The 12,297-nt window shown below is 64.9% G+C and carries 6 protein-coding genes; all 6 read left to right on the top strand.

The features are described 5' to 3' along the window. Position 1: 1 nt before the first annotated feature. Genes dpdG through ACQPZO_RS03335 form a run of 6 tightly spaced genes read left to right on the top strand, consistent with a single transcriptional unit; the run spans position 2 to position 11,566 of the window. Positions 2-901 carry a protein DpdG gene (gene dpdG, locus ACQPZO_RS03360; protein WP_433346926.1) on the top strand — a complete coding sequence of 300 codons (900 nt, stop codon included), beginning with the start codon at positions 2-4 and terminating at the stop codon, positions 899-901. Next, entirely contained in the window at positions 894-3,926 is a 3,033-nt protein-coding gene (gene dpdH / locus ACQPZO_RS03355) for a protein DpdH (protein WP_433346924.1), read from the top strand. The genes dpdG and dpdH overlap by 8 nt, the downstream gene beginning before the upstream one ends. Beyond that, complete coding sequence (locus tag ACQPZO_RS03350) at positions 3,923-4,597, top strand: hypothetical protein (protein WP_433346922.1); 675 nt, start codon at positions 3,923-3,925, stop codon at positions 4,595-4,597. Before dpdH ends, ACQPZO_RS03350 begins: the two co-directional genes overlap by 4 nt. After that, positions 4,594-9,057 carry a protein DpdJ gene (dpdJ, locus tag ACQPZO_RS03345; RefSeq protein WP_433346920.1) on the top strand — a complete coding sequence of 1,488 codons (4,464 nt, stop codon included), beginning with the start codon at positions 4,594-4,596 and terminating at the stop codon, positions 9,055-9,057. The genes ACQPZO_RS03350 and dpdJ overlap by 4 nt, the downstream gene beginning before the upstream one ends. A gap of 53 nt (positions 9,058-9,110) precedes the next feature. Continuing rightward, positions 9,111-9,572, top strand: coding sequence for a phospholipase D-like domain-containing protein DpdK (dpdK, locus tag ACQPZO_RS03340; protein ID WP_433346918.1), 462 nt, complete (start codon positions 9,111-9,113; stop codon positions 9,570-9,572). Beyond that, the gene (locus ACQPZO_RS03335) at positions 9,569-11,566 is read left to right on the top strand and encodes a protein DpdD (RefSeq protein WP_433346916.1); all 1,998 of its coding nucleotides are present in this window, start codon (positions 9,569-9,571) and stop codon (positions 11,564-11,566) included. The genes dpdK and ACQPZO_RS03335 overlap by 4 nt, the downstream gene beginning before the upstream one ends. Positions 11,567-12,297: the final 731 nt, after the last annotated feature.

Here is a 12,297-nt window from a genome sequence, read left to right as displayed (position 1 = left end):
CATGACGCTGTTGAACGAGCCTGCGTCCTTTCCTACTGCCATGTGGGTGGTTGCCAGGCACCTAGCGTCGGCGCCTGGCCGGCGCCAAACCCACGACGCTGTACGGGCCGCGCTGAGGCCAGGCAGCCTGCTGCCACCTGACAAGGCCGACGCCGACAAGACCTTCGACAACGCGGTCAAAACGCTTCAGGACCTGAATCTGATCGCCCTAGAAGACGATCGCCTCACTTTGCGCGACGACGGCCGACTGAAGTCCCCAGATGACTACCCCGGGTACGCCGATCTGCTGCGCACACGTGTCCTTGAGTCTCACCGCAATGAAGGAATCGCCCACGAAGGCGACCAGGGGCCCAAGGACCTGGTCAGAGCGTTGGCATGTTTCCTCACCCTCGACGCGTTCACGCCAGTCGACGAGGACGCCATGGCTGACCTGCTGCGCAGGACTCTGCCAGAACACGTCAGCGACCCCAACTTCAACGACGTCCGCCGGAACCGATTCGGTTACTGGGCCAAAGCCCTCGGTTTCGCGACCGGCCCGCTCCTGCAAACGCCCACCAAGCTGACGCTCCAACCCGATTGCGCGGTCGCTGTCCAGCGTGCGGCTCGGATGCTTTGGCCAGCGGGCGCGCGGCTGGCAGCACGAGACGCGATCGCCGCTCTCCTTGAGGTTCTGCCTGTCCTACCTGGCGGCCGCTACAGCCTCGCGCTCGACCTCAAGGAAACCTCGATAGACGTGTCCTCCGCCTTATCATTCGCACTCTTCTGCGGCGAGGAGCGAGGCTGGCTCAAGTTCGACCGCCGCTCCGACGCCGACGATGAGGTGTTGCTCGTCGATCCCGACCGGGCTAACGGGACGCACCGGATCACCCACCTTGACATCCTGGAGCCACTCGATGGCTGAGTTCCGCCAGTTCCTCTGTTGGTCACCGATCGAGGCCGCGACGACCATCAGCACGGAAGCCGTCAGCCCGTCACCGTCCGTCTTCTTCGCCACCCATGCGCCACTGCGCATCAGGCGCCGACACCCCGAGGCCAAAACCGACGACCCCGGCACGGCAGTCACCGAGGAGGACGTACGGCGAGACTTCCTGGGGCGGGACACCCCGAACGGGGTCCTGTTGATGCCCGTGACCGGCGAGTCCGGAACCGGAAAATCGCATCTGGTCCGCTGGGTGCACGAGTTAACGCCGTCGACCGACAAGCGGGTGGTGATCTACCTGCCGAAGACCAGCACGAGCCTGCGGGCCGTCGTCCGGACGCTGCTCGATCAACCCGGAGTCGACAGCCCTGAATTGGCGCAACTGCGCGCCGACGTCGACCGCATGAGCTCGGAACTGGACGTCGAAGGTCTGGAACGCCGCCTCATCAACGAGCTGTCCGAGGCCGTTGCGGTCGCTGACGCCAGACCAGGCCAAGGACGCGTCCTCGCCGGGCCAGGCAATCTCGCTCTTCTCCTGCTTGACCCCCATGTCCGCGACCATCTGCTGCAGAAGGGCAAGCTGATCCCGCGGCTTGCCGCCAGTCTCCTCTCCGACCGACGGGATGGCGAAGACGACCGACCGACAGCCTTCTCGATCACCGACCTGCCACTAGACATCGCCGACGTCAACAAGGCATCCGACAAAGCCAGACGCCTGCTGAGTCTCATCACGAACAGGCCGGAACTGCAAACCGCCGCGATCGACATCCTCACCGAGCAGTTACCGGTCGCCATCACCGCTGCCTGGAACATGGGCGGCGGCCGCCTACAGCAAGCGATGTTGGAGATTCGCCGCCAGTACGCAGCCCAGGGCAAAGAAATCGTCCTACTGATCGAGGACTTCGTCGTCCTCCAGGGTGTTCAGCGTGACCTGCTCGACGCCCTGATCGAGGCGGGGGTGCGCAGTGGCAAGGCCGAACTGGCTCCTGTCCGAACGCTAATGGCCGTGACTACCGGCTATTTCGCGCGGCTGGCCGAGACGGTGCTCACCCGCGCGAAGGCGGCTACGCCGTACCTCTACGACCTGGATGCTGGGTTCGACACCGGCGAGCAGGGCCGATCTGACATCACGGCTTTCGCCGGCCGGTACCTCAACGCCGCGCGCGTCGGCCGAGAGGCCTTAGATAATGCCAATATCGCGAACGGGGCAGACGTGCCCAACCGATGCGTCACGTGCGAGTTCCAAGAGACATGCCATTCCACCTTCGGTGCGTCGGTCGACGGGCATGGGCTCTACCCGTTTAACTGGCCAACCCTGCGACGGGCCATCCGAGCACGACCGGCACACAATAATCCCAACTCGTTCAACCCGCGGGCGGTGATCGGCGAGGTCATCCGGCCCGTCCTGGTCGATCACGCTCATGCCCTCCGTGACGGATCCTTCCCGGATCAACGCTTCAGCGAGGACTACCGCACTCCTGCTGGTGAGGATTACATGCTCGGCGCAGTGCAACGGGAGATCGAGGAACGCGACCACGCCGACGCTAGCCGCCGAAAAGCCTTCCTTGAGTTCTGGGGCGACGCCCCAGACCAAATAACCAACCTTGACCCGGCGATGCACGCCGCATTCAGCATTGGCCTTCTCGATCTCAACGATCTCGCCAGCGGACCCGGCCAGACAACGACACGCGCAACGGAAGACACCACCTCCGGGAGGAGGAAGCCGGCCAGCGCCAACGCGCAAGAACTTCCTCGCGCCCTGGCCATGATGATCGATCATGTCGAAGAATGGCAGGGACGACACAGTCAACTGCCGCAAACTACCGCTGCTCACCTTCGAGGGACGATCAGACAGGCCGTGATCAACAGGTGCATGTGGATCGATCCGGTTGTGGCGGACCCCCAGTCTGCTGAACTTGACAGGGCATGGCCATCGAACTCCACCGTCGTGTCGATCGAAGGTGCGGCGAGCGAGCGGTTGCCGGGAACGGCAGACGCCCCGATTCGGTTCAAGCGCAATCCCAGCAACGCCACGTTCTTCCGACAGATACTCCTGGCGAGCGTGGGTGTGGCAGGTAACGCGGCAGCGATACGACGCCTCCACGAGATCGCGGAGCATCACCAACCCGACCTCCAGCGTGCCGTACAACGCCACCGTGGCTTCTCAAACCGGGAACTCATCCTCGGGTTCCGCGCCTCTCTGCTGGGCGCCGCGCTTGCCGGCCACGCCTGGCCGGGCATGAAGGACACAGAATTGCTGAACGCGGCGCTTGCCGACGGGAGTGGGTGGGAACGAGCGGATGGACTGAGCCGCACACCGCATTGGAATCGGCTCTGGGAGGCTCACCGCAGCGGCCGTGGCGAACTGGTCGCCAGGCTACGAGACAGTGTGGGCTTCACGCGAGGGGTGCGAGGCAACGTCCGCATCGTCGACGGCACACGGGCCTTGCCCTTGGTTGGTGAGGCATCCCAAGAGTGGGCCTGGGAGCGCCCCGACAAGCTTCCCTCGTGGGCCACCAAGGCAGTGTCCGGACTCAATCAGTTTGCTGTCGTGGCCGATGCGCAGTTTGCCGACCTGCGGCACACCCTCGAGAAGGTTCGCGCTCTGCTACCCGCAGGAGTCAGCGGCGCCGAGACGGTGCTGGCGGTTGACCAGGCTCTTCGTGCCGCGGTCGACGAGGGCCTTGGCCCGGTGGACCTGCCAACATTCCGATCCTTGCTGGCTGACGTTCGGCAACGCGACTGGAAATCCATCGATCGGCTGGAGCGTGACATAGCGCGTGTCGCGGCTGCCGAGGACGACGACAGCCGGTTCCGCGCCATCCTGGCGACATGCGCAGCAGACCGAGGGGCGGACCTGGCCGCGATTGAACGCTTCCTCGTCGCTGGTAACGCTTGGTTGACCGAGCGACTGGACCAGGCCAGGTTGAAAACTGGCGGTTCTGGCGAGTCGGCGGCACTACGGGTTCAAGAAGTTCTGCGGCAGTGGACAGAGGTGGGGCCATGACAGCGATGTCTGTTCTAGACAAGGCGAGGGCGCTCACGGCTGAGGCGAACCGGCTACGCGAAGGGTCTGTCGCGGAAGACAACGCCAAGCGGGTTTTCACGCAGGCCGATGGCCTCGGCAGCGCGCTTGAGCAACTGCGCCGGTTGCTTGAAGCGGGTCGCGCTCTGCAGGAACAAGGCGCCGATGTGCCGGTGGGTCAGGTCGATGAGGGACGCGAGAGATTCGCGCAACTTGCCGCGGACGGACTGCCATCAGTTCGCGCCATCACTGCGGCCCGCCAGAAGGTAGAGGGCGTCCTTGAGCGGGTGCAGGCCACGCTGACAGGGGCGTGGCTGAGGTGGACCAGCGAGCGGTTGGCCGAACTCCCGATTCAACGTTTGGCAGTGTTGCCCGCTGCCGCCCAGCGCGACCAGCAGACGTCGTTCACCGAACTGAAGAGACTTGGCAAGATCGAAGTGCCTCACGTACGGGAGATCTCCTCCTTCGTGACGACACATGCCAGCCTGAAGGAGTCGCTGAGCTACCTGCGGGAACCCGAACCGGAGCTTGAGGCGTTACTGTTTCGCCTTGGCCGGCGGGTGTCACTCGATCGAGTCTCAGACGCAGAGATCAAAATGCTACGGGAGTACGGTCTGGCCGACCAGATTGAACTCCATAGGAGGGGTTTGTGACTCAGGGGCTCGACGGACGCACCCTGTCTGGCGTCCTCGATCATCTGGAGGATCTCGAACTGCCCCTCCTGGTTTGGGGCGTGACCACGGGCACCCTCTCGCACGAGGAGGTGCTCGAGACGATCAATGAGCAACTCCTGCAGTCCCCGACCTCGGCAAACGTGGACCCCGACGACGTCCTCACGGCCCTCCTCGATGGCGCACTGCTGATGCGCATCCCGGCGACGTCACCGCCCCGCTACCGCACACGCATGGGCGAGACCGTGCGTCTCACCACCCGACTGCGACAGCTATTCGGCCCCCGCGACCTCACGTCGCCCCCAGCGCGTTGGTGGGAGCAAGGTAAGACGCTCGTCGCCGATTACCGCCTCCACACAGCACCGCGTCGCTACCCTGAGCGCAACGTCCTCATCGAGGACGCCCTGCAGGAACTTGCCCTCACCGAGGCGTGGACGGCCGGGCATGAGTCAACCGCCCGAGCGCTGCTCAGACATCCAACTGTGGCGAGATTCCAGGTGGACGCGACGCGAGCGATCACCACGGCGCTGAATGCGCGCCAGAGCGCGGGCGTCATCGTCGGTGCCGGCACCGGCAGCGGAAAGACGCTGGGTTTCTACCTCCCCGCATTCGCCGCCATGGCTGCGCACATGCGGACGGGCGGAACCGGTGTGCATACGCTGGCTCTTTACCCTCGGATCGAACTGCTGCGTGACCAGTTGCGGGAGGCGGTCGCCACCTCATTGCGGGTGAATGGGGAGGCCGGCGCCGGGACGAGCCGCCGGCTCAGGATCGGAGTGTTGTACGGCGACACGCCGCACAACGCCCAGCGTCTACGCGCACAGACATCTCACCTGACCCGTGCGTGGCGCAGTCGCGGCGCCGATGTCGTGTGCCCCTACCTGTCGTGTCCCCAGTGCCGCCAGGAACTGATCTGGTCTCGCCAAGATCAGAACGAGAACCGGGATCGCCTGCACTGCACTCAGGCCACCTGTGGGCTTGTCATCGACGATGTCGTTTTGACCCGTGACTCGCTACGCGACAATCCACCGGACCTTCTATTCACCACGACGGAGATGCTCAACCGCAACGCCACCGACCCTGGGCTCGGTCAACTCCTTGGCTGGCGCGGCCCACGCCGGCCTTCGCTGGTGCTCCTGGACGAGGCTCACACCTACACCGGCATGCACGGCGCCCAGGTGGGACTCGTACTCCGGCGATGGCGCCACGCCGTGCGAAACCCGGTGACCTTCGTCGGCCTGAGCGCCACCCTGCGTGACGCCGCTGCATTCTTCGCACTGCTCACAGGTCTGTCGGACGCGTCGGTGGAGTACGTCACGCCGCAGCCGCGAGACCTGGAGAACAAAGGCCGGGAGTACGCCATTGCTCTACGCGCCGACCCGGTCTCCGGCGCGAGCCAGCTGTCGACGTCCATTCAGACCGCCATGCTGTACGGCCGAATCCTCGACCTACCCGGCCGGGAGATGCTTCACGGCTCGCGTGGTTTCCTATTCACTGATGACCTGGACGTCACGAACCGCTTTTACGATGACCTGTGCGACGCCGAAGGAGGAGGCACTAGACGCGGACCTCGACGAGCCGGGCGAGTCTTGGCCGGGCTCCGGTCACCGGAAGCGCCGTTCCGGGCTGAACGCTTCATCGACGGGCAGTCGTGGGATCTGGTACGTCAGATTGGACGTGACATAGACCCTCGCGCTCTGATGGGACAGTTAGCCGTAGGACGTACGTCATCGCAGGACGTCGGTGTGGACGATGATGCCGATCTCATCGTTGCAACGGCGTCGCTGGAGGTGGGCTACGACGACGACCGCGTGGGTCTCGTCCTTCAGCACAAGGCGCCACACGACGCGGCTGCCTTCATTCAACGCCGCGGTCGCGCCGGACGTCGCCGAGGAACCCGCCCCTGGACCGTCATCACCCTGTCGGACTACGGCCGCGACAGACTGGCATACCAGGCCTACGACTCCCTGTTCTCGCCCGAGTTGACCGCGCGCCGCCTCCCGGTCCGCAACCGCTTCGTACTCAAAATCCAAGGCGCGCAGGCTCTGCTGGACTGGCTATCCACGACGCTACGGGACAACCGGATCGACCCACGCCGGCTCCTGTCCGCGCCACGCCCGACTGCCCGCCCGCCGTCTCCAGCACAGGGGCAGGCACTCGCCGATTTGTTAGAAAAACTCATCATCGACCCAACATTGCAGGACAGCCTGATCGTCCACCTGCGTCGTGCCCTGGACATCAGCGCCGATGAGGCTCAGGCATTGCTCTGGGAACAGCCGCGTGCCCTCCTGCTCGGCGTGGTGCCCACCGCCCTGCGCCGGCTGCGGTCCGGGTGGCGACCCGTCGACCCGGACCCAGGCGCGCATCCCGGAAGCCTGCTACCCGAGTTCCTCACCACGGCCTTGTACGAGCCGCTGAACGTGCCGGAGGTCAACTTCCGGCTGCCATTCGCAGAGGATTGGGAAGCCCTTCCCATCGAGCGGGCGCTCCGCGAGGCAGTGCCCGGACGCGTCAGCCGCCGCTATGGCCACCGCCGCAGCAATCACCGCACGTGGCTGCCGCTGCCAGATGTCCAGGCCAACGGCGCTCTAGAGATCGACAGTTTCGTCGAGACCTATACACCACAGGGCACCTGGTCACCGACGGGACATCAGCCGGTTCAGGTCTTCCGGCCCCACGTCGTCGCTCTGCAGCAGCCACCGGACGAGGTCGCCGATCGATCGCAGGGCATTCCGGTGTGGGCGTCTGAAATCCTTGAACCCAGCAGCGGCCTCTACATGGCGGACATCCCCAAGCCGTCCAACTCGACCGACCGCATCACCGCCGTTGGTTTCGCCACGAGCGCCGCCGGCAACCCGGCTGAGGTCCGCCGAATGACGCTCGGGGCCGAATGCGACACGACCTATGACCGCGGCACCGCAGGCACCGTCACCAGCAGCGTCCGCTACAGCTTGGACGGCCATCCGGCCGCGCTGGGCTTTCGCCTAAACGTCGACGCAGTCCGGTTCGACCTCGCACCGCTTAACCTCACTCGGCCGACCGTCGCCGAACACTTGAAATCGCCAGAGTGGCGATCGCTGGCGTTCGCCACCGCCGTCGCGGAGGACCCGGCGCTCGACGGTGTAGCGAATCCATTCCAGCGGAACTGGCTGACCACCGTGTATACGGCTGCATATGCCCTGGCCGCGACCCAGCCCAACAACGCGACCTCCGGCGAACGCCTTCACGCCCAATTGAGTCGTGGCGCCTGGCGCAACGACGTCCAACAGATCCTGCGTGCCCTCTACCGCGACGCCGGATCCGTCGCGACCGCCGCACCTGAGCGGCTCGTCGCCGGTCTGACTGAACTCAGCAACGATGCGCGGCTCACTGACTGCCTCGACCGCCACGCACGGCTGCTCTGGACCGATCAAGTCGTAAGCCTCACGGAAGACCTCGCCCAACGGACGTACCGCGAGACCGTGGCAGCCGCGATTCTGGCCGCTGCCCAACGCGCGTGCCCCGACGCTCAAGACCGCGACCTGATCGTCGACGTCGTTTTGCCGCCTGGGACCGGAGGCCCCGCCGCGGTCTGGTTGAGCGAAACGTCGCTGGGCGGTATCGGAATCATCGAACAACTGACGCACTACTATGCCGAGAATCCGCGCCGCTTTTGGAACCTCGTCGACAGCGCTTTAGGCCCCAGCGACCACGACTACATTCACAGTACCGTCGTACAACTGCTCGACCATGTCGTGTCCCAGCCATCAGGGCCCGCCGCGCAGGCAATGTCCACGCTCCGTGACCCGCGCTCGGCCCATGCCGCTGAGAGCGCGCTGCAACAACTTCGATCAGCATGGGCGAAACTCACCGGCCACCCACGCCATCAAGCCGTGGCAGCGCTCTCCACCCGCCTGCTAAGACCAGGAACCACCAACGCCACCGACGCCGCAGCGCTCGGACTCGTCCACGCCTGGGACGCCCTCCAGCAACGCCTCGGCTTCGAGGTCGAGGCAGCAGTGTTCGCATATCTCATCGGCAGCGGACAAGTCGCCGTGCCGAATGCAGGCAACACCAGTTTTACACCGGACCAGGTGTTCAGCTTGCTGTGGCCCCGGGGCAACAAGGCCCGAGTCCAACACCTACAGCACTACCAGCCATACGCCCCCACGCCGATCCTCGATCGGCTCTTGGCGCAGGCAGCACACGACGAACGGCTGCCTGTGGTCAACGTCGACGACGTCGACTGGCTCGACAACTACCGAACGGCAGTACGCGACCGCGGCGCCGTCGTGCTCGTCGCCCCGGCACAGCGGATGCGAGCCTTCAGCACAGCCCTCAGGACCGTGCCGGCGGTCGCCGTAGATCGCGACGTGCTGCGGGTCTACGGCGACGTTCGCACCATCACACGTGACGGCGACAATCTACGCGCGACGATCGAAGTTCGCGAGGCTACGCAGTGACGTTGGAACGAGTTGTCCGGACCGGCCGGGCGACCGGCCTTCGCATCGACACAGTGCTGGCAACCGTGCTCACCGCTGAACTGGTGGCACCGAGCAGCCAACTCTGGCTCGTGTCTCCCTGGATCAGCGACGTACCGGCCATCGACAACACCAGCGGCAGCTTCGACAGCGTGTTCGTCGACCCCTCGAACCGGATGTACACCCTTTCCGAAGTCCTATCCCTGCTTACTTACAACCAGGCCCGGGTGACAGTCGTCTCGCGCCCCGACCGGCACAACTCGACGTTCTTGGACCGCCTTCGCCGCAGCGCCGACGGCGAGAACCTGCAGATCAAGCAACACGAAGACGTACATGAGAAGACTTTCTGCGGAGACGATTGGCTCCTCACGGGGTCCATGAACCTCACCCTTCGCGGCATGCAGATCAACGACGAAGCCGTCACTTACAAGGTGAGCAGTGAAGCTGCCGCTACCGCCCGCCTCGACTTCCGGCACCGTTTTGGAGGACTCGAATGACCGGGCGCCGCACCGAGAGCAGCTACGCCACTCGGGCGGACCGGCTCATCGAAGCGTTCTTCGGTCCAGCAAATCCTGTGTGGCCGGACCGCGATCCGGGCTCGCCTGTCGGACGCCGCCTCGTTCCTTACCTCCAAGTCCTTCATGAGGCATCTGACGTCCCCATCATCCTGCCGCGCCAGGACCCCGAGACCCGGCAATGGGTGGCATACGTCATCCCCCACGATGAACGACATGCGGCGACGGTTGGTGAACTGCTCCAGGCGTTCATCGGCACCAGCTTCGCAAGATTTCACGGACTGCCCGCACGCCTCAACCCGAATGATCCAATAGATCGGGCTGTCCTTGAGTTCGCCGGCCACAGTTCAATCTTCGTCATCGCGAGCCCACGCTCGAAAGAGAAAGACATGTGGGACGCCGTACGGCTACTCCAGCAAGCCATACGAGCACGCCCACGACGGTCCTGGCATACGCCGACTCCCGTCGGCCGGCTGCTCAGCCAGTTTGACATCGCCATGGCCGCAGGCGACAACTCCGCCTCAGCATCGATCCTCGACCAACTCTCGGCCACCGGCGGGCTCAGCGCCACAAACGTCGCTCACCTGCGCATCAAGCGCTTATCCCGCCTCGGCCGGAACAGCGAACTGCTCCGGCTCGCAGAACTGCCAGATGTCGCCATCACGCACCCACCCATCCCTGTACGCGACGCCATCCTCGCAGCGATCTTTGCCACCGCACTGGCGGAACCCCTAGCAAACGGCGACCTCGACCTTGCGCGGACCCGCCTCATCGAGGCCGGAACTCTGGTCCCCGCCCTCATGAACGGCGAACTTTCCGAACTGAGCCCTGAAGCGCTCACTGTCCTTGCGCTAGCTGCAATCGTCGTAAACAGCACACCCATCTTAGACCTCCTACGCGACCAACCCGATGTCCTCCAAGCGGTCGAACGGTTGGCACCTGAACTGGCCGCGAAATACCGCAACACCCGCCCCGAACCGTATGGGGGAGGCAATGTCCCAGAACCGACCGAACGCAGATCCAGCCCGCCGGCAGCAGCACCAGCGTCATGGCTTCAGTTGATACAAGCCGTCGCAGTACGGTCACCCGTCACTGAGGTCCTTGCCGGCGAGCAGTGGCGCCAATGGTCACAAGCAGTCGAGCACGACGACCAGATCGCGGCCGTCCTCGGTCAACTCGACGATGCAGCGGCGGACCGAATTTGGTCACTTGTTGGCCCATTCGTCGATTCGGACCGCTACCTGACCCCAGCGGCGAAATCAGCACGTGAGTTCCTCCTTAACGCGCTCACCCATGACCGTTTCAGCCCTGGTGACCTGGCCGGCGTCGTCGCTCTCACGGAAATCGTCCTTCGGTCCGCACCGGACGCCCCCGCATACGCACACCTCCTGGACGACCTGACGGCTGAAGCACCGCGATGGGCCGGCCCCGATCGTGCCCCACTCGTCCTCGACCTCGTCGACCTCGTCGCACGGTCGGCGTGTCCAGACTCCGACGCCCGGCTTCGACTGGGTTACCGCCTACTTCGACCGCTGAGCGATCACAGCACCCGCCTCGACCCCGATCAGGCCACTTTTGCCGCTCAATTAAGTGCCGAAATCGCCGTTGAACTCCCGTGGCCTGGGCCCGCACCGAAAACATCAGCAGAAGCATGGTCGTTAGTGATGGCGCAGGATCTGCTCCTGTACTCACTGGACGAAAAAGTCCTCGACCGGGTAGCCGGGACCTTCAATGCCGTCGCACCACAGGTCAACGTCATCACCAGCCATGATCACGTCGGCGGCACGCAACTAAGACAGTGGGCTCGGCGTGCCGACGTCGTAGTCATGGCCACAAGGTGCGCGACTCACGCCGCGACTGGCTTCATCCGTGCGAACTGTCGGCCGGGAACACCTGTCCGTGAAGCCGATGGAAGTGGCTCCGCCTCACTCCTGCGCGCCGCGACAGCAGCGCTGATGCGTCGGCAGCCGAGTTGAGCGATGCCACCAGCTTGCGGTCGCTGGAGGATGCCCAGCGATGCCGGAGTGCTGCTGTTGCACCCCGGCGGTGCAGCCACGCGCAGCCAAGCTTCCCACGCTGCTGGCCCAAGCTCTCGCGGCACCGTAAGCTGACGAGCGCGGCAACTTCGCCCGATCCCGGCAGGACGCGCCGGACCGGCCGAAGCACGGCCTGAGCAGGACTTACGGCTGTTCTGCCGATCTTAGGCAAGCGAGCACAGCAACGCGTGTGTGCGACCCACTAACATGAAGAACAGAATAGGAAGCCGCAGGTCATTTGCCTGCGGGTACAGATAGAGAACCGTCTTAGGAAACCGATGCTCTATCCCCTGAGCTACGGGGGCGCGAGGGCCTAGTCTAGCGACCTGCGGGTTCGTACGGGGTGGCAGGGAGTGGCCTGCGTCGACCTGGGTTGCCCGGGCCAGGTTGGCCCAGGCCAGAGCACACGCCGAGCACCCGAACCCCGGCTTGCGACCCCGGCCGCCGGACCGGTCGGCCCTGACTGGCACCCGGCCTGCAGTGGCACCGGCTGGGGAGCACACCTACCGCACATCATCGAAGATCATGACGTGCTGGAGGGCAACGCTCCTGCCGGCGGCGGCCCTCGGGGCACCGCTTCTGATCTTCGAGCGGTATCTCCGGTCACGACGCGGACGCCGGGTCACCGTTCGGCGGGTGGTGTCGGGCGGGGTGTTGCCGGGATATGTCGG

It is taken from the genome of Micromonospora sp. CA-111912, assembly GCF_050948415.1.
In the GTDB taxonomy this organism is placed as follows: Bacteria; Actinomycetota; Actinomycetes; order Mycobacteriales; family Micromonosporaceae; genus Micromonospora.
This window is presented reverse-complemented; position numbering and strand designations above follow the sequence as displayed.

What these genes read in the sequence shown, in the direction of transcription:
- ACQPZO_RS03350 (WP_433346922.1), top strand. Translation starts at nt 3,923, where the DNA reads ATGACAGCGATGTCTGTTCTAGACAAGGCGAGGGCGCTCACGGCTGAG.
- dpdG (WP_433346926.1), top strand. Translation starts at nt 2, where the DNA reads ATGACGCTGTTGAACGAGCCTGCGTCCTTTCCTACTGCCATGTGGGTG.
- ACQPZO_RS03335 (WP_433346916.1), top strand. Translation starts at nt 9,569, where the DNA reads ATGACCGGGCGCCGCACCGAGAGCAGCTACGCCACTCGGGCGGACCGG.
- dpdH (WP_433346924.1), top strand. Translation starts at nt 894, where the DNA reads ATGGCTGAGTTCCGCCAGTTCCTCTGTTGGTCACCGATCGAGGCCGCG.